Origin of the sequence: Cohnella sp. OV330, assembly GCF_900112065.1 — a bacterium.
In the GTDB taxonomy this organism is placed as follows: Bacteria; Bacillota; Bacilli; order Paenibacillales; family Paenibacillaceae; genus Cohnella.
Genome location: NZ_FOKE01000010.1, coordinates 200510 through 219693, shown reverse-complemented (window position 1 = coordinate 219693; position 19184 = coordinate 200510). Strand labels below are relative to the sequence as shown.

The 19184-nt window shown below is 60.3% G+C and carries 15 protein-coding genes; 7 read left to right on the top strand and 8 right to left on the bottom strand.

Features of this window, described 5'->3' with window-relative positions:
- Positions 1-24: 24 nt before the first annotated feature.
- The 5 genes from BM235_RS22635 to hprK form a co-directional block, all read right to left on the bottom strand.
- The gene (locus tag BM235_RS22635) at positions 25-921 is read right to left on the bottom strand and encodes an ABC transporter permease (protein ID WP_090116519.1); all 897 of its coding nucleotides are present in this window, start codon (positions 919-921) and stop codon (positions 25-27) included.
- A 357-nt stretch (positions 922-1278) separates the two neighbouring features.
- Positions 1279-2205, bottom strand: a complete 927-nt coding sequence (locus tag BM235_RS22630; RefSeq protein WP_090116518.1) for an ABC transporter permease — start codon at positions 2203-2205, stop codon at positions 1279-1281.
- Between the two features lie 23 nt (positions 2206-2228).
- The gene (locus tag BM235_RS22625) at positions 2229-3926 is read right to left on the bottom strand and encodes an ABC transporter substrate-binding protein (protein ID WP_090116517.1); all 1698 of its coding nucleotides are present in this window, start codon (positions 3924-3926) and stop codon (positions 2229-2231) included.
- Between the two features lie 30 nt (positions 3927-3956).
- A complete protein-coding gene (locus BM235_RS22620) occupies positions 3957-5288 on the bottom strand; it encodes an LLM class flavin-dependent oxidoreductase (RefSeq protein ID WP_090116516.1) in 1332 nt (443 codons plus the stop codon).
- Between the two features lie 425 nt (positions 5289-5713).
- Positions 5714-6628 (bottom strand): HPr(Ser) kinase/phosphatase, encoded by a 915-nt coding sequence (hprK, locus tag BM235_RS22615; RefSeq protein WP_090116515.1) that lies wholly within the window; start codon positions 6626-6628, stop codon positions 5714-5716.
- Between the two features lie 367 nt (positions 6629-6995).
- Between hprK and BM235_RS22610 the strand changes: the two genes are divergently transcribed.
- Positions 6996-7847, top strand: a complete 852-nt coding sequence (locus tag BM235_RS22610; RefSeq protein ID WP_090116514.1) for an imm11 family protein — start codon at positions 6996-6998, stop codon at positions 7845-7847.
- Positions 7822-8652, top strand: a complete 831-nt coding sequence (locus BM235_RS22605; RefSeq protein WP_090116513.1) for an imm11 family protein — start codon at positions 7822-7824, stop codon at positions 8650-8652. The genes BM235_RS22610 and BM235_RS22605 overlap by 26 nt, the downstream gene beginning before the upstream one ends.
- Positions 8653-8805: 153 nt before the next feature.
- Here BM235_RS22605 and BM235_RS22600 read toward each other — a convergent pair whose 3' ends face one another.
- The 3 genes from BM235_RS22600 to BM235_RS22590 all read right to left on the bottom strand — a co-directional run bounded on the left by BM235_RS22600 (position 8806) and on the right by BM235_RS22590 (position 11766).
- Positions 8806-10080, bottom strand: coding sequence for an MFS transporter (locus BM235_RS22600; protein WP_090116512.1), 1275 nt, complete (start codon positions 10078-10080; stop codon positions 8806-8808).
- 124 nt (positions 10081-10204) lie between these two features.
- Positions 10205-11029, bottom strand: a complete 825-nt coding sequence (locus BM235_RS22595) for a glycosyltransferase family 2 protein (RefSeq protein WP_090116511.1) — start codon at positions 11027-11029, stop codon at positions 10205-10207.
- Entirely contained in the window at positions 11029-11766 is a 738-nt protein-coding gene (locus BM235_RS22590) for a glycosyltransferase family 2 protein (protein WP_255374529.1), read from the bottom strand. The genes BM235_RS22595 and BM235_RS22590 overlap by 1 nt, the downstream gene beginning before the upstream one ends.
- Positions 11767-12116: 350 nt before the next feature.
- On the opposite strand from BM235_RS22590, the gene BM235_RS22585 reads away from it, so the two are divergent.
- The 5 genes from BM235_RS22585 to BM235_RS22565 all read left to right on the top strand — a co-directional run bounded on the left by BM235_RS22585 (position 12117) and on the right by BM235_RS22565 (position 18998).
- Complete coding sequence (locus tag BM235_RS22585; RefSeq protein WP_090116509.1) at positions 12117-13751, top strand: extracellular solute-binding protein; 1635 nt, start codon at positions 12117-12119, stop codon at positions 13749-13751.
- A gap of 86 nt (positions 13752-13837) precedes the next feature.
- Positions 13838-14743, top strand: a complete 906-nt coding sequence (locus tag BM235_RS22580) for an ABC transporter permease (RefSeq protein WP_090116508.1) — start codon at positions 13838-13840, stop codon at positions 14741-14743.
- Entirely contained in the window at positions 14737-15600 is an 864-nt protein-coding gene (locus tag BM235_RS22575; RefSeq protein WP_090116507.1) for a carbohydrate ABC transporter permease, read from the top strand. The genes BM235_RS22580 and BM235_RS22575 overlap by 7 nt, the downstream gene beginning before the upstream one ends.
- Positions 15601-15648: 48 nt before the next feature.
- Positions 15649-17910 carry a helix-turn-helix domain-containing protein gene (locus BM235_RS22570; protein ID WP_090116506.1) on the top strand — a complete coding sequence of 754 codons (2262 nt, stop codon included), beginning with the start codon at positions 15649-15651 and terminating at the stop codon, positions 17908-17910.
- Positions 17911-17996: 86 nt separating this feature from the next.
- Entirely contained in the window at positions 17997-18998 is a 1002-nt protein-coding gene (locus BM235_RS22565; protein WP_090116505.1) for a zinc-dependent alcohol dehydrogenase, read from the top strand.
- Positions 18999-19184 lie beyond the last annotated feature (186 nt).

Below are 19184 nucleotides of genomic sequence, written 5' to 3'. Positions count from 1 at the left end.
GACCCGACGCGTCGGTAGGGTCGCTCAGCCTTCCTTGCGCTTGGGGTCGAGCCGGTCGCGCAGCCAGTCCCCGACGATGTTGACGGCCAGCACGAGCAGCGTAATCGCGAGGCCGGGATACGTGCAGATCCACCAGGCGACCGTCAGGTAGCCGCGTCCTTGCGACAGCAGCGCGCCCCAGTCGGGAATTTCTTTTAACACGCCGAGTCCCAGGAAGCTGAGGCCGGAGCCCGTCAGGATCGCGGTGCCGATGCCGAGCGTCGCCATGACGAGCAGGGGGGAGAGCGAGTTGGGCAGCACATGCTTCCAGAAAATCGAGAAGGGCGTCGCGCCGATGGCGCGGGAAGCCGTCACGAACGGCCGGCTCTTGATGCTGATCGTCTGCCCGCGCATGACGCGCGCATAGCCGGGCACGGATGCCGCCGCCACGGCCAGCACGATATTGCCGAGGCCGGGCCCCATCGCGGCGGCGATCGCCAGCGCCAGCAGGATGCCGGGAATCGTCATCAGCACGTCCACGATCCGCATCAGGACGGCATCTACCGCGCCGCCGATATAGCCGGAGATCGTGCCGATCGCGCCGCCCGCGAGCCCGCCGACCAGCACCGACATGAAGCCGATGTACAGCGAATCGCGGGCGCCGTATACGACGAGGCTCAGAATGTCGCGGCCATAATAGTCGGTGCCGAAAGGATGGGCGGCGCTCGGCCCCTGCATGATCGCGTCCAGCATCATGTCCGTCGGTGAATAAGGGGCGATCCACTGCGGAAAAGCGGCGCAGATCGCGATGATCAAGATAAGCGCTCCCGCGGCGTAGACGAACAGATCCGCCGGTTTGAGGCGCGTTGCGCGTCCGCGGTAGGCCGGCAGCTCCCACTTCCGGCGCTGCAGCACCGCCTCGGCGGCCGTAGATTGTCTCATTAGGTTCACGTCCTTTCTTGGCCGGGCAGAGATAAGGGTCAAAAGGCAGCTAATTCAGCGGCTGGCCGCTAAGTAAAGAAATTAACGTCCAAAAGGCATCTAATTTTCCGTATTTCGCAGCAAGGGGGGCAAACCGAGCCAAATAACTGCCTTTTGACAACTATTCATTCAAAAGTGACGGAGCGCGCCGAAATAACTGCCTTTTAGCAACTATCGCAACCTCCGCCACGCCATCCAGTTATTTCGCCATCCAGCCATCCAACCATTGTGCGTTCACGTCATTCGCCATCCAGCCATCCAGCCATTTTGCCGTCACGTCATTCGCCATCCAGCCAACGCGCCATCACACCATTACCATCACGCCGAACGCCGCACCCGCGGGTCGATGACCGCATACGACAAGTCGACGAGCAGATTCACGACGACGTACACGAGCGAGGAGAACAGGATGACGCCCTGCACGACCGGCAGGTCCTTCGCCATGATGGCGTCCGCGATGATCCGGCCGATGCCCTGCCTGGAGAATACCGTCTCGATGACGACGGTGCCCGCCAGCATCTCGCCGGCCAGCACGCCGATCATCGTGACGGCGGGGATGAGCGCGTTGCGCAGCGCATGCCGGTACATGACGGCCCGCTCGGACAAGCCCTTGGCGCGCAGCGTGACGACGAAGGCGTCGCCGATGACCTCGAGCATGCTGTTGCGCACCATGCGGACGATGAAGCCGGCGCCGATCAGGCCGAGCGTAAGCGCGGGCAGCACGAGCGTCCGCCAGCCGTGCGAGCCCATCGCCGGGAACCATCCGAGCCGGATGGAGAAGATGAGCAGCAGCAGGATGCCGGTCCAGAAGGCGGGCATCGAGATGCCGAGCAGGCCGACGATCCGGGCGATGAGGTCGATCGGCTTGTTGCGGTGGATTGCCGACAGCACGCCGAGGAGCACGCCGACGACGACCGACACGGCGGCGCTGGCCGCCGCGAGCGCGAGCGTCGCAGGAAAGTGCTTAGCGATCTTGGGCAGCACGGGCTCCGAATTCAGCACGGATTGGCCGAAATCGCCGCGAAGCAGCTTGCCGAAGTAGTCGGCAAGCTGCAGCAGGAAGGGGCGGTCGATTCCGAGCTGGTGACGGAGGTTCGCGATCGTTTCGGGCGAGGCGTTGGAGACGTCGATCATGCTGGCCACCGGATCGCCCGGCAGCAGATACATGATGACGAACACGAGCGCCGACGATCCGACGATGACGAGGAGAGAAGAGAGGATGCGCCCGGTCACGGCTTTGAGCATCGTTCGTTACCCCTTCCTCTCCGTTACTTGGCCAGGCTCACGTCGTTGAACAGCGGGTAGCCCAGCAGATCGAACTTCAGGCCCTGAACGGACTTGGATGCGGCTACCGTGTACGGGAACACGTAGATCGGGATGATGACAGCCTCGTCCTTGATGCGCTGCTGTACCTTTTTGTACAGCTCGGCGCGCTTCGCGTCGTCCTTCTCCAGCGCGCCCTGCTCCAGCCACTCGTCGAGCTCCGGGTCGGACACGTGGGCGATATTGCCGAGCACGCCCTTGGGCGCCGTGTGATAGAAGGCCGACAGCGCGTTCGGATCTCCGTTCACCTGGCTGTTGCCGTAAATGTCGAAGTTGGCGTTGGTGAATACCTCGGTCAGGATGTCCTTGGTGATGACGACCTCCGTGTCGATCCCGATTTTCTTCAACTGCTGCTGGATGATGGCGGCGATATCGTTGCGCTTCTCGCGGTTCGGCGTGCCATCGACGTAGCGCAGCGTGAGCTTCTTGCCGTCCTTCTCGCGGATGCCGTCGGCGCCTTTTTTCCAGCCGATCTCGTCAAGCAGCGCGTTTGCCTTGTCTATGTCGGGCTTAATGGCGTTTTCCAGCGATGCGTCGTATCCGAGGACGCCGGGCGACAGCGCGGACCAGGCCTGATCGTAAGTGCCGAGATACAGCGTCTTGACGATGGCGCCGACGTCGATGCCGTACTGCAGCGCCTGACGAGCCTTCGTCTCGCCCCACGGCGCGCGGTCCTGATTGATGAAGAGTGTATAAGGAAGCCCGATCGTGTTCGCCTGAAGCACCTGGAAGTCGGGATTACTCTTGAGCGAAACGATGTTCTGCGGTGGGACGGTCTCGGCTGCCAGCACCTGCCCGCTCTGGACGCTGCCGATCCGGGTCGCTTCCTCCGGCGCGATCTTAAAGGTGAGGCGATCGAGGTAAGGCGCGCCTTTGTTGTCGACGATCTCCGGTCCCCAGTTGTAGTCGGGGTTGCGCTCGACCGTGATCTCGGCGTTTTCCTCCCACTTGACGAATTTGAACGGCCCGGTGCCTACCGGGTTTTTGCCGAATTGATCGCCGTACTTCTTCGCGGCCGTCGGGGATACGATGCCGAGGAGGGCTTGGCTCAGGTTGCCGAGGAACGCGCGCGACGGCGTCTCCAGGTTCAGTTTGACCGTGTATTCGTCGATAACCTCGGCCGACTTGTAAGGCTTCAGGAGCGCGCTCGCGTTGGCGGCCTTCGTGTTCGGGTCGAGAATGCGGTCGTAGTTGTACTTCACGGCCTCCGCGTTGAACGGCGTGCCGTCCTGGAACTTGACGTCCTGGCGCAGCTTGAACGTATAGCTCAGGCCGTCCTCAGACTCGGTCCACTCGGTGGCGAGCCACGGCTTGATTGTGTTGTCCGGCAGCTTCACGACGAGGTTGTCGTAAATCGTGCGGATGACGCGGACGGCGACCGCGAGGCCGCTTCGCTGCGGGTCGAGCGTGTCGGGCGAGGTGGCGAGCGCGTAGGTCAGCTCGCCGCCTTGCGCGGCGGCGGAAGGCGAGCCGTCCGCCTGCGAGGCCGAAGGAGAGGCGGCGCTCGGGCTCGCATCTCCGGCAGCGGCCTGGCCGCCGCCGTTGTTATTGTTGTTGCCGCACGCGGCAAGCGCCAACGTCAGGGCGAGCGAGACCGCAAGCAGTGCAGAAGTCCATTTGAAAGAGCGTTGCGTGCTGTACATCGAGGGATCCTCCCGTATGATCAAAGTGAATTAAGAACGGACCGCGACCGGCGCGGCATAGCGGTTGACCGGAAACGGCAGGCCCAGGTTGCCCCGGAGCGTGTCGTGCTCGTATTCCGAGCGGTAGAGTCCGCGCGCCTGAAGCAGCGGCACGACATACTTGACGAAGTCCGCGAACCCGCCCGGTACGGCCTCGCCGACGATGAAGCCGTCCGAGGCGTTTCCTTCGAACCACTGCGCGAGACGATCCGCGACTTTCTCCGGCGTGCCGACGAACGGCCCCTTGGGCGTCATCGTGCGGAGCGCGACTTGGCGGAGCGTCCAGCCGTTTTCCTTAGCCTTCTGCTTGATCCGGTCCGTCGTGCTGCGGAAGCTGTTGGTCCCGAGATCGCCGATGTCGGGGAACGGCTCGTCAAGCGGGTACGCGGAGAAGTCGTGATGGTCGAAAAAGCGGCCGAGATACAGTAGCGCGTCCTCAATCGAAGCGAGCGAGGCGATCTCCTCGTAGCGGCGCTCCGCCTCTTCGTCCGTGGCGCCGACGATCGGCCCGATGCCCGGGAAGATCAGAATCTCGTCCGGCGAACGTCCGTACTCGGCGGCTCTGCGTTTCACGTCGGCATAGAACGCCTGCGCTTCCTCGATCGTCTCGTGTCCGGTGAAGACGGCGTCCGCCGTCCTCGCGGCCAGGTCGCGTCCTGCATCCGACGAGCCGGCCTGGAACACGATCGGTCGGCCCTGCTTGGAGCGCGCGATGTTCAGCGGACCTTCGACGGAGAAGAACTCGCCCTTGTGATTCAGGCGGTGCAGCTTGTCGGGATCGAAGAAGACGCCGCTCTCCTTGTCGCGAACGAAGGCGTCGTCCTCCCACGAATCCCACAGCCCTTTGGCGACCTCGAGATACTCGGCGGCGAGCCGGTAGCGTTTCGAATGATCGGGATGTTCGCCTTTGTTGAAGTTAGCCGCGGTCGCTTCGCCCGGCGAGGTGACGACGTTCCAGCCTGCGCGTCCGCCCGAGATATGGTCCAGCGAAGCGAACTGGCGGGCGACGGTGAAGGGCTCGCTGTACGAGGTCGACAGCGTGCCGACGAGCCCGATCCGGGAGGTCACGGCGCCCAGCGAGGACAGCAGCGTCAGCGGCTCGAAGCGGTTCAGGAAGTGCGGGATCGACTTTTCGCTGATGGTGAGGCCGTCGGCGATGAAGATAAAGTCGAATTTGCCTTGCTCGGCCAACTGCGCCTGCTCCAGATAACGAGGCCAGTTGATGCTCGCGTCCGAAGGAATGTCGGGATGCCTCCATGCCGACATGCTCGATCCTACGCCGTGCAGCACGGCGCCCAGCTTCAGTTGTCTGTTCTTTCCCATGTTCGAATCCCCCTCGAGTTTAAAATTGATAATTCCAGTCTGTGAAGTCGGATTAATAGTTAATATAAGGGTAGATCGCGATTTTGCGTAATAGAAAAATCAAATCGGCGCATTCAATAAATCGATTCGAGGCGCCGCGCGAGGATACGAAGACAAAGAAGCCGCCCCGCAAATCCGTATGGATTGCGTGACGGCTTCTTCATTATGCGTGCGGTGCGTGAGGAGCGCCCAAACGTTCCTGAGTAAGAACGCTTGCGGTCCACTTTGGGCCAAATGCGCCCAATTGTTCCTGAGTAGGAACAATTACGATCTGCGGTTACTCCAGCACGATCAACTGTTCCTGAGCAGGAATGTTTGTGCTCCGCGGTGACTCAAGTGCGCCTAAGTGTTCCTGAACAGCAACACTTGCGATCCGCCCGGGTTTCTCACTGCATGCTGTTATGGATTCGCTGCATGAACTCCTCCGCGGCGCTGTAGCCGAGCTGCTTGAGGTACCAGTTGTTGGCCGCTGCCTCGATGAGGCCGGCGACGTCGCGACCGGGCTGCAGCTGGATCTCGATGTACGGGATCTGCACGCCCAGGTAGTCGGAGAACTTCGGCTCGAGCTCCAGCGCGTTGCTGAGCTCGCCGTCCCGCCAGGTCGCCAGCTCGATGTCGAGCACGATGCGCGTCTCGTCCTGGAACGCCCGGCGGCCGTACTGCCGCACGACGTTGATCAGGCCGACGCTGCGCAGCGCGAGGAACTCGCGCGTCGTCTCGTTGTGCGACCCGAGCAGCAGCGCCGGCCCGAGCTTCTTGAGGACGACGATGTCGTCCGCCACGAGCCGGTGGCCCCTGCGGATGAGCGTGTGCGCCGTCTCGCTTTTGCCGATGCCGGACTTGCCCCGCAGCAGCACGCCGATGCCCGACACGTTCACGCAGACGCCGTGAATCGATTGCTCCGGCGCGAGCGCCTTGACCAGATAGCTATCCAGCTTCGCGATGAACTCGGTCGTCGGATCGCCCGTTCGCAGCAGCGGGATGCCCTCTTCGTCGCAGAACTTTTTCAGATAAGGAAACTCCTGCTGGCCCGCGGTCACGATGAAGCAGGGCGGGTGGTACTTGACGATGTTGCCGATATGAAGCAAGCGTTCTTCGACGCTGAGCTGCAGTAAGTACGTAATCTCCTTGCGGCCGAGCACCTGCACGCGCTCCATCGGGAAAAACTCGAAGTAGCCGACGAACTCCAAGCCCGGACGATGCGCCCGCGAGCGCGAGATCTGCCGGTCCAGGCGCCCATCGCCCGCCAGCACCTCCAGCTTGAATTGATCCGCGAGTCTCTGTACGGTAATGGATTTCACGTGCGAGCCTCCTTTGATTGCGTCGTGTCTATCATACTCTACCCGATGTATTCCCCTGCGGGAAGGGTTATTCCTGCGAAGCGTGCCGGAACATGGATTTCAGTTGAATGAAGCATTCCATGATGCTAATTAGTGCTTATTCTATGGAAAAACCTACTAATGTCAATTTACCAATTAATAGCGCCGTCATATAATGAGCTAATAAAAGGGCGGGATAGCAACAATTGTGAAATGATGTTTCTAGCTTGGATATTGGGACTCTCTTATCGCTGCTGATTAATAACAGGCTGGGCGGCGCATCATCTCATTCCAAAAATTAAAGCCCCAAAGGAATAAAACTAGGGAATTTTTAAGGGGGGACAACGTTTTGAAAATATGGGAGCTTAAATCCGACTTTCGAGATCGACTCTATTGTTTGACGGAAAACGGTTATCGAACCTACTTCTCGGGGCAGTTTGCCGGAGAGCCGATCCAGAAGTGGGATTCGAACATGGAGTTCGATTCTGAAAAGAGAATCGCTGTCGATTATCCTAAATTCGGCTCGGGGATAGTCATATTAAGCGAACGTGCAGTTACCGTATTGAAGGATCTTATAGAAAGCCGAGGAGAGTTATTAAAGCTTAATCATATTCGCTTTGCCTACTATGCTCTAAATATTTTAAATATTGTCCCCGGGCTTGATTACAAAAATTCCGAGATTACTTTTTTTGAGGATGGATCTGTTTGGGACATTAGGAAATACGCGTTTGAATTGGAACGCGTGGCGAACGAGTCCATTTTTAAGATCCCGGAACGTCTCTCTACTCAAATTTTTGTCACCGATACATTCCGAGACTGCGTCCTTCAGCACAACCTGACTGGCTTTCGATTCATTGAGCTGTGGGACTCGGAAGCCGATCCAGCAGCTCAAAAGATGCAGCGTCAGCGTTACTTGGAGCGACTCGCCGAGATCGAGCGGACCAAGGGACCAGAGTATAGCTTCGCCGAGGTCACCGAACGAATGCGCAAGGAAAACAAAGCTGCCGTCAGCGGCAAGCAGAAACTTCAGTTGGACGAGAATGACTCTTTGCTGATCGGAGACCTGCTTGAGGATACGTTGACTTATGCATGGATGAATCCCATTTATATCCCGCCGTTATTTCTGGATATGAAGTGGCATCTTGCTGAGAAGGAACCGGAAACGAGGGAGATAGGTGAAGATCTACCAATTAATTTCTGATAAACAGGACCAATTATTTTACGATAATATGGAGAAAAGTTACCAGGTTTACTTTGAAAATCAGTTTAATGGCGTGCCTGTTAAACGTTGGGGAGATATTAAATTCTACTCCACTCAAGGTCTAGATCTAGATATGATCGCTTTATCAGCCGGAACTCCGGCGCTCAGTAAAAGAGCCGTCGGGGCAACTAAAGATTTGCTTGCAGATAAAGTCGAGACCCTTCCGCTGGAACATGATTACTTTAAATTATTCGCCATTAACGTTTTGCATGTCATTCCGGCACTAGACAGGAGCCGATCCCAACTAACATTATGGCCTGATGGAGGGATTAGAAAGATAACTCAGTATGTCTTCTCACAAGATATTATTAAAGATGCTGCGATCTTTAAGATCCCTGAATTTAAATCAACTTACATCTTCGTTACCGACGTTTTCCGTGATCGCGTTCTCCAGCACAACTTGACTGGCTTTCGATTCATCGAGCTGTGGGACTCGGAAGCCGATCCAACGGCTCAAGAGATGCAGCGTCAGCGTTACTTGGAACGACTCGCCGAGATCGAACAGGGACCGGCATACAGCTTCGCCGAGGTCACCGAACGAATGCGCAAGGAAAACAAGGCTGCCGTCAGCGGCAAGCAGAAACTCCAGTTGGACGAGAACGACTCCTTGCTGATCGGAGACCTGGTGGAGGATACGTTGACTTACGCATGGATGAATCCCATTTATATCCCGCCGTTATTTCTGGATATGAAGTGGCATCTCGTAGAGAAGGAACCGGAATTAAAGTTTGGCAGGCGGAAGTAAATGTTGTGCCCCGTTACGGCTTCGTAACGGGGCTTTTTATGTATCAAGCAAAAGAGGGAAAATAAAACTGAAGACCAGGCTTGCCTGCTCACCGTGAACCTGGCGCACTGAAACAAGTATTAACGGAAATCTTATCCTGCGAAAACGCCGCCGCTACGCCTCGAACGAACGCGCCGACGGGCGCGAGCCGCCCCGGCGATACCAGAGCATCACGGGGAGCAGCAGCACGGCCAGCGCGCCGCCCGCGAGCGAGAGCGCGGCGAAGCTCGACAGGGCGACGACCGCGCCGGACAAGGCGCCGCCGGCCGCGCCCGCGAGCGAGATGAGCACGTCGACGGTGCCCTGCGTCTTGGCGCGCGTGCCGAGAGTCGTCGCGTCGACGATGACGGCGGTGCCGCTGATGAGGCCGAAGTTCCAGCCAAGGCCCAGCAGCACCAGGCCGAAGATCATCCAGGCCGACGAGTCGCCCGGCGCGAACGCGGTGACGAGCCCCGCGCAGAGCAGCGTCACCGCCCCGGCGCAGGATATCGCGATGCGCCCGATCTTGTCCACGAGCACGCCGGTCACGAGCGAGGGGAGGAACATCGCCGCGATATGCGCGCCGATCGTCATGCCCACCATGTCCAGGCTGTGCCCGTGGTGCTTCATGTGGAGCGGCGTCATCGTCATGATGGCGGTCATGACGATCTGGGTGATCAGCATGACCGACGCGCCGACGACGATGCCCCGGCTGCCGGCGCGCTCGGGCGTGGCGGCATCGGCGGTTCCGCCGCCCTCGCCCGCGGCGGGCACATCCGATGCGCTCGCCCTGGCGACAAGGAACGGATCCGGCCGCAGCAGGATCGCGAACACGAGGCCCGCCAGCGCGAACGCCGCCGCAGCCAGCATGAAGGGCCCCGCGAGCGGCGGGATCCCCCAATCGGCGGCAAGCCTGCCCATCGGCGAGACCAGGTTCGGTCCGGCCACGGCGCCGAACGTCGTCGTGACCATCGCGATGCTGACCGCGCGGGCGCGCTGATGCGGCTCGGCCAGGTCCGTGCCGGCGTAGCGCGCCTGCAGGTTGGTGGAGGTGCCCGCGCCGTATACCAGCATCGCGAGGAGCAGCAGCGGCAGGCTGTCCCAAGCCGCCGCCGCGACGACGCCCAGCGCGCCGACCGCGCCTGCGAGGAAGCCCGCGGTCAGCCCGGCCCGCCGGCCTAGCCGCTGGGTGAGGCGGCCGACCGCGAAGGCCGACAGCGCCGAGCCCAGCGTGAACAGCGTCGTCGACAGTCCGGCGAGGCCGTCCGAGCCTGTCATGTCCTGCGCCAGCAAGGCGCCGACGGTGATGCCCGACGCGAGTCCCGCGCCGCCGAACAGCTGCGCGATGACGACGATGACGAGCGTCCGCTTATGGATGGCGCGCCGTTCCGCCTGCGTGTATGTATTCATTCAAACCTCCAAAGGTGAGTCGTCTTTCTTTGCGCCTTTGCGTCTATGCGTTTATGAAATCATACTATGAATCGGTCCCGGACGTCAGGCGAATTTTGCGCAGAAAAAAGTTCGCCCGCCTAGTCTAGCTTCGGCAGACGAACCTTCGAATGTCTTTGACCCGAAGCGTCTTCGCGTGCCGGGTCATCAGGCGCTTGTCGCTGACGACCCAGGTATGGTCCCGCGACAGCGGCCTGCGCATGGCGATGAAGTCCCAGGGGCTCCCCGCATAGATCTTGCAGCCGCTCGCCCTCGCGTCGGCGCAGAATCTCACGCACTCCCCGCGGTTCAGCTCGCGGAAGCCGATCCGTTCGAACACCTGCCGCCGGACGAGCAGCGTCGCGCCCTGAACCTGATCGACATACCGGTTCGCCCTGTCGTAGTACCGGTGCAGAAGAAGCTTCCTGCCGGCCAGATACATGTAGTGGGCGCGCTTGCCGACGATGTCGGCGCCGGTCGCGCGCAATACCCGCACGCTCTCCGACAAATACCCCGGTCCGTAATAATCGTCGTCGTCGAACTTGGCGACGAGCGGATGCCGCGCCAGCCGGGCGCCGACGTTCAGGCAATGGCCGAGCGAGGCGCTCGCCGGCATCGCGACGACGCGCACGTTTTTGTACGGCGCAGCGGCCTTCACGTACGCTTCCAATCGCAGATCGTCGCCGTTCAGGATCACGATCAGCTCCTTCGCCGCATAGCGCTGCCTGCCGTAGTTGCGCAGCAGCGCCTCCATATACGCGCGTCGCTTGGTGCAGGCCACGACGGATACCGCGAGCGGGCCGGACGTTCGCTTGCTCTCCGAACTTCCGCTGCGCTCCGATCCTTCGTCTTCCGCCCGTCCACACTCCGTCTGCCCGCGACGCCCCGATCGCCCGTTCTCCGCCGCTCCGCGCCTTTCCGCCCGCGCCATTACCGTGCGCCCCGCGGTTTTCTCCGCACGAAGCGCTTGTAGTCGGTCACGTTCGGGATCGTCCTATGCTGCGCGAGCAACTCCCGGTCCCCGATGATCCATGTATGGTTCGCCGAGTTCTTCCTGCGGACGGCCGCGAAGTTGAATCTGCCTCCCGAATAGACCCTGTAGCCCTGCCGCCTGCTGAGGTCGCAGAACAAGTCGTCCTCGCCGACGCTGCGGTCGGGGAAGCGGACCCGATCGAACACGCGCTTGCGGAAAACGAGCGTGGCACCCGGAAGCCTGCCGACGGGCTTGTTCTCGTCGCGGGGGAATCGAAGGATCAGCTTCTTCGCGCCCCGCAGATACATATAGTGCGCGCGCTTTCCGACGACGTCGGCTTTGAAAGCGCGAAGCGCCCGCAGGCTGTCAGTCAAGTAATAAGGCGCGTAATAATCATCGTCGTCGAACTTGGCGATTCGGCCGTATCGCGCCTTGCCGACGGCGAAGTTGAGGCAGGCGCCGAGCGAGCGGTGCTCCGGCATGCGGAATACCCTCACCTTTCCGTGCCTCTTGGCCAGCCGACGATAAGGCGCGAGCGGAATGCGGTCGTTGTTGACGACGACGATCAGCTCCTTCACCGCATGCGTTTGCCGAGCATAGTTGCGGAACAAGTTGTCCAGGTAATTGCGGCGTTTCGTGCAGGCAATCACGGTTACCCCCTGTCGTTCGTGCGCGTCTAGCAAGCCGGTTGCCACACTGGATCGCTCCCCCTTGTCCGCGAATACAGAGATGTCGTTATAATTTATGAGAGCGGACGGCCGGCGTAACGGCTGATCCGACAAATGAAGCATGCGCACAGAACGGCGCCGGCGGATCGGGCGGCCGCGTCGGGAAATTCGTCCGATTGTTTACGGTTTTCTATCTCTTTAGCATTTTCCACACGGCTAAAACCCTTGATGCGACAGGCGTTAAGCGCTTTCCTGGTTCGTGGGCCCGGAAAATTCCAACCTCCGTCGAAACGCTGAATTTACGAGCCGCTGGGCCGTCTCGTAGGATGGGGGTTGTAAGGCAGCCTCACAAACTTAGCTTGGGGAGGAAAGAAAAAATGGTCATTAAACGGATAAGCGGCGGCGTCGTTCTGGCGCTGACGGCCGCGGCGCTGGCCGCTTGCGGCGGCAATAATGAAAACGGCGGGGCATCGGGTTCCCCTGCGGCAAGCTCGCAGGCTGCGGGCGCTTCGGCAAGCGGCACGGCAAGCAGCGCGGCAAGCGCCTCCGCCGACTACGGAGATACCGGCGGCCTCAAGCTGCCGCTCGTCGACAAGCCGACGACGATCAACTGGATGCTGGTCGGCGAAGCGCCGGTGAACGACAAGATGATCGTCAAGGAGATCGAAAAGCGCACGGGCATCACCGTCAACTTTCAGACCTACGCCTCCTCTACCTATCAGGACAAGCTGAAGGTGACGGTCGCCTCCGGCAAGCTGCCGGACATCTTCCACGGATTGACGTCGGCCGAGCTCAAGAAGCTGGGCAAGCAGGGCGCGGTCGTCCCGATCAACGATTATGCCGACATGCTGCCGAACTTCAAGAAGCTGTATATGGAGGAGAACGACTGGGTCGTCAAGTCCTACGGCGACGAGAGCGGCAAGATCTACACCTGGCCGATCTACGACATGAACCGGGCGGTCAACCACGGCTTCCTGTACCGCAAAGATATTTTCGAGAAAAACGGCATTCCCGAATGGACCGACACGGAGGGCTTCTACCAGGCGCTCAAAAAGCTGAAGGAAATCTACCCGGATTCGTACCCGTTCGCGTCCAAGAGCACCGTCAATATCTTCAAGGACTTCGCGTACGGCTGGGGCATCGGCGGCGCGAACTACCCGGTCTACTACGACGAGGCGGCCAAGACATGGAAGTTCGCCTCCACGCAGCCGGAGAGCAAGGCCATGCTGGACTTCATGAAAAAGCTGTATAACGAAAAGCTGCTCGACCCCGAATTCATCACCGATACGCAGGATTCCTGGACGTCCAAGATGACGTCGGGCAAGTCGTTCGTCACCTTCGACTGGATCGGGCGCCTGGACTTGTTCTACAACCAGGTCAAGGATTCGAACCCCGAATACGACCTGCGCTACGGCAATCCCGTCGGGCCTACCGGCCACGTCCGGTCGCTGCCGAAGATCGAGGCGGGCTGGTCGATCACGGTCGCGAACAACGCGAACAAGGAAGCGTCGCTCAAGCTGCTCGATTACTTGACCAGCCCTTCGGGCGCGGCGCTCATGACGCTCGGCGTAGAAGGAGAGACGTTCAACTTCGACGCGAACGGCAAGCCGGTGTATCCGGAGCTGGCTAACGAGCCGGCCGTCGACATCAAGGTGCTCGAGAACAAATACGGCATGTGGCTCGAAGGCGCGTACCTGCGGCCGGATCACCGGAGCGTCTACTTTAACTACACGGAGAAGGAGCAGGAGGCGCAGGACAAGATCACGAGCGGCAACAAGTTCGAACCGCTCGACCCCGTCCTGAACTTCACCGACGACGAGACCGCGACGATCGCCGAGCTGCAGACTTCGCTGCAGAAGGCGGCCGAGGAGTTCAACACGCGCTACGTGCTCGACAAAAACTACGGCGACGCCGAGTGGGAAGCCTGGATCAAGAACGCCGACAAGCTGGGCGCGTCCAAGCTCGCCCAGATCTTCAACGACGCGCAGAAGCGCTACGATAGCGCCCAATAATCCTGCATCCGCGGGGAGCGACGGCGCGGGGCGATACAAGACCGTCTCCGCGCCCGTCTCCCGCCGACAGGACAGGAGGGAACATCATGCGAAATTTGCTCCACAGAATCGCGCGCGACAGACAGCTGCTCGTTCTTTTTATCCCTTGCATCGTCTTCTACGCGATCTTCCGGTACGGGCCGCTGTACGGCCTGATCATCGCCTTCAAGGATTACAGCGTGTATACGGGCATCCTGGACAGTCCCTGGGTCGGCTTCAAGCACTTCGAGCGATTTTTTAACGGCCCGGACTTCTTCGTCTTGTTCCGCAACACCTTTTTGCTCGGCTTCTTCGCGCTGGTGTGCTCGTTCCCGTTTCCGATCCTGCTCGCGATCCTGCTTAACGAGGTTCGCGTCCGCTGGTTCAAGAAGTTCATCCAGACGGCCAGCTACCTGCCGACGTTCCTGTCCGTCGTCATCATCAGCAGCATGATCACGGACTTCCTGTCCCCGAACAACGGCATCGTGAACAAGCTGCTCAACCTACTCGGCTTCGAGTCGAAATACTTTCTGATCGATCCGGCCTGGTTTCGCCCGATCTACGTACTCTCGGATATCTGGGCCAACACCGGCTACGAAGCGATCATCTTCCTGGCGGCCATCGCCGGGATCAATCCGACGCTGTACGAGGCGGCGCGGGTGGACGGCGCGAGCCGGCTGCGCATGATGTGGCACGTTACGCTGCCGGGGCTCATGCCGACGATCCTTGTCGTGTTCATTCTCAAGACGGGATCGATGTTCAGAGTCGGATATGAGAAGGTGCTGCTCCTGTACAACTCGATGACGTACGACGTGGCCGACGTCTTTTCCACGTTCGTGTACCGCAAGGGGCTGCTCGAGTCCAATTATAGCTACGGCGCGGCGGTCGGCCTGTTCGAAGCGCTGGTCGCCATGATCATGCTGCTCGGCGCGAATCTGATCAGCAAGCGGCTGGGAGGGAAGGGACTATGGTAGGACAACGCAGAATCACCATATTCGGCGTCGTCAACGCGCTGATCCTGATCGCCGTCGCGGTCTCCACCTTATATCCGCTTCTATACATCACGGCCGTATCGGTCAGCGATACCGCCAGCGTGACGAAGGGCGAGGTATTCCTCTGGCCGCACGGCTTCAACCTGGAGGCGTACAAGGACGTCCTGTTCGATCAGAAAATTCCGAGGGCGTACCTGAATACGGTCTACTATACGTTCCTGGGCACGTTCATCAATCTGCTGTTCACGTCCGTGGCGGCGTATCCGCTGTCCCAGCCGCAGTTCGTCGGGCGCAGGTTCTGGATGCTCGCGATCGTGCTGACGATGTTCCTGCAGCCGGGCATCATCCCGAACTTTCTGATCGTGCAGAAGCTTGGCATGCTGGACTCCGTCTGGGCGCTCGTTATTCCCAATGCGATCTGGACGTTCGAGCTGATTATCCTGAAGAGCTTCTATGAAAATATGTCGGCGCAGATCCGCGAAGCGGCGCTGATCGACGGCGCTTCGGAGTACCGCATTCTCTTCAATATCGTGCTGCCTCTCTCCAAGCCCGCGCTCGCGTCCGTCGGCCTGTTCTTTTTCATCGGCCACTGGAACAGCTTTTTCCTCCCGATGATCTATCTGAACGACCAGTGGAAATATCCGCTGCAGGTGGTGCTGAGAGGCATGCTGATCTTCCACGAAGGCAACTCGTCCTCGCTCGTCGACGCGTCCGCGCTGGCGCCGCAGGCCAAGAAAAACGCGACGATTATCCTCGCGATGATCCCGGTGCTGCTGATCTATCCGTTCGCGCAAAAATACTTTGCCAAGGGCGTCATGCTGGGCGCGGAAAAAGGCTAGTGGTAGAATAAGCGGATACACCTGCGACGCGAAGGATGATGGCCTATCATGAAGCGGATCGTGACGAACCTCGGCGTTCTGCAAATCTTTTTCTCCCTGCTGCTCGTCATCGCGATTATGTTCGTATCCACTTATCTGATCTACCGCAACTCCATATCCGGCATCTACGACAAGGTCACGCAGAACAATACGCTGGTCTTCAAGTCGGTCGTCCAGTCGTTCGACGACAGCTTCAGGACGGTGGACAACGTCATTCATTCCGTCCACAGCCTGCCGCCCTCGGACAATCTCATCTCGGCGGACGACGATAGCCTGGACATGACGAAGGTCTACACGCTGGTCAAAAATCTGTCTACGCTCATCTCCACGGTCGACTATATCGAGGAGGTCGTCGTCTTCTACGACGACGCTCGCCTCGCGATCACGTCCCAAGGCACGAGCGGCTTCGAGCGCTTCTTCGACGGCAAATACCGGCACGATACGTACAATGCGAGCTATTGGAAAACGTATGCGTCGACCAAGCACGCGTTCAAAATTTTCCCGGCGGACACCTTCAAGGTGCTGGACGTCAACCAGCAGCCGCGGACCCAAAATCTGATGATCGCCTTTGGCGGCAACAAGCTCGCGACGTCCAACAAAAACGTCATGGTCATGATCGACGTGGCCGCGCTGCTCAAGCACGTGAACCAGCAGTCGGTCATTCCCGGCGCGTCGCTCATCCTGCTGGATCAGGATCGGAACATCATCTACAGCTCGGACAAGCAATGGGGACTCGTCGACGTGCTGAACGACGTCTACTTCAACGCGGACCGGGAAGCCTCGCTGACGCGCGAGAACTACGAATACAACTTCTACAAATCGGACTACAACGGATTTATTTATATCGACAAGGTGCCCTATCAGTTCCAGAATCTCAATCCGGTGACGCAGGCCAACGACTCGATCATGCTCACCGCGATCGTATGCGCGGTCGCGCTGTCCGTCTTCCTCAGCATCTACCTGAACCGCCCGGTCAAGCGGATCCTCCGGCTGCTCGGAGGCGGGCACAGCAAAGGCAACGACTTCCGCAAGATCTACAGCGGGATCGTCAAGCTGCAGGCGGACAACGAGATGTACCGGGAGCAGCTCGCTTACGCGGACAAGGAGCTTCGCAGGGGCGTGTTCCTGCAGGCGCTGGACGAGAGCGCGCATGCCAAGGCGCACGACATCCAGCTGCAAACCTATTATCCGGCTTTGTTCGGAGAGCATTGCTTTGTCATGGTCCTGTTCCAGGCGAGGCCGAGAGAGGACACGGGAGAAGCGCCGCTGCCCGTCGAGACGATCGCGGACCGGCTGGAGGCGGGACTGCGGCGGGAGGGGGCGGAGGCTAGCGTCTTCCATGTCTCGCGCGCGGAATTCATCGCCGTCGTCGGCTTGGCGAAGCCGGAGGAACGGGCGAGGCTGATCAAGCGGCTGCGCGGAAGCATCGCGGCGGCCGAGAAGGAGGCGCTGCTCGGCTACGATCTGTGGGCTTGCGTGAGCGAAGCGTATGCCTCGGAGATTAAAAATGCCAATCGCGGCTACCGCGACGTCATGAACGGCATGCTGTACCGCAACGTCGGAGACGCGGCGAGCGTGCTCGACGTCGAGGAGATCGAGTATGTATGGAACGTCTACTTTCCGTTCGAGAAGCTCGAGAAGCTATCGAATTACTTGCTGAACGGCAAGCTGCAGGAGAGCGTCCAGATCATCCGTGAGACGATGGGCGAAAACGCGGCACGTAACGTCCACCGCCATCAGCTCGTTCATATCGCCAAGTCGATGCTCTTCTACATGCTCCGCTACGCCGGCAGCTCCGCTAATATACGCGAAGAGCTGTACGCGATCGAGACCGAATTTTGCCGCCGCGCGGAGCATACCTTCGATTACCGGGAGCTGGAGGAGGCGTTGGTCGCGATCGCCGGCCGCCTGTCCGTACACGGGAGAGCGGAGCCGAAGAACAAGCTGAATTCGGCCTTTATCTCGCAGTACATCGAGCTGCATTATATGGAAAATTTGTACCTGGACCAGATCGCGGCGGTCATGGAGACGACGCCCAAGTACTTCTCGAACTACTTCAAGAAGACGTTCGGCGTGAACTACGTGGAGTATCTGAACAAAGTAAGGCTGTCGCATGCGCGGGACCTGCTCAGAAGCACGACCCTGTCGATCGCCGAGATCGGGGAGAAGACGGGATACTTGAACTCGTCGACGTTCACGACGACGTTCAAGAAGTATATGGGCGTGTCGCCGAGCGACTATCGCAAGCAGAACGATCAGCAGATCGTGTAAGGCTGGAGTGAAATCCATGCATGGCGCTGTGAAGTCATGCGGGAACATCAAAACGATCGGCAGATCGTCTAGGCGGGAGTGATAACATGCGCGCTATTGTAACGCAGAGCGGGAACATCAAGGTGATCGAGCTGGAGCGGCCGGACCTCGCGCCGGGGCATGTGCTGATCCGGACCGAGTACTCCGCGATCAGCCCGGGTACGGAGATGGGCTTCGTGGGCCGCGCCGCGGACGAGGCTGCGGCCATTGGCTACAGCGCCGTCGGCATCGTCGAAGCGGTCGGCGAGGGCGTGGCGGACCGCCGGGTCGGCGAGCGCGTGGCCTGCTACGGCGTGCCGTACGTGCGACACGCGGAATGGCTCGCGGTGCCGACCAACCTGACCGCCGTCGTGCCGGACGGCGTATCGCGGGAGGAGGCGGCCTTCGGCGGCCTGGGCGCCATCGCGATCCACGCGCTGCGGGTCGCGGACCTGCGGTTCGGCGATTCCGCGGTCGTCGTGGGTCTGGGCATCCTGGGCAATCTCGTGGCCCAGATCGCCCATGCCGCCGCTTGCCGCGCGGTCGGCTACGATCTGAATGCCGAGCGCGCCGGCGGGCTGCGGCAGCTGGGGGGCGCGAGCGCGTACGCGGAAGCGGCCGCGCTGGAGGCGGCGCTGCCGGAGGAGACCGGCGGCGCGGGGGCGGACGCGGTGCTGCTGTGCGCCAGCGGGCCGGGCGAGCCGCTCATCAATAAGGCGCTCGAGTGGGTTCGCGACCGGGGCAAAGTCGTCATCGTCGGCGACCTGACGATGAACTTCAGCCGGGGGCTCATGTTCGCCAAGGAAGCGCAGGTGCTCATCTCGCGCGCCGGCGGCCCGGGCCGGTACGATCCGTCGTACGAAAGGGACAACCGGGACTATCCGCTCGGCCACGTGCGATGGACCGAGGGACGGAATCTGGCGGCGTACATCCGCCTGCTGGCGGAGGGGCGGATCTCCGTGCGGCCGCTCATCACGGACGTCTACCCGCTCGAGCGTGCGGCCGAGGCGTACGCGAACTACGCCGAGAAGAGCACGAGGACGATCGGGACGCTGATCCGGTACGAATAGGGGCACTCTCTCGACCGCGTCATCGGCTTGCCTATCGCGCAAAAGCGGAGGATCGCCGCCGCCATCATCCCATCGTCACGCCTTTCGCGCAAAAGTGCACGATAGTCACCACCACTATTCCGACGTCCCGTCTATCGCGCAAAAGTGCAGGATAGTCACCACCACGATCCCGACGTCCCGTCTATC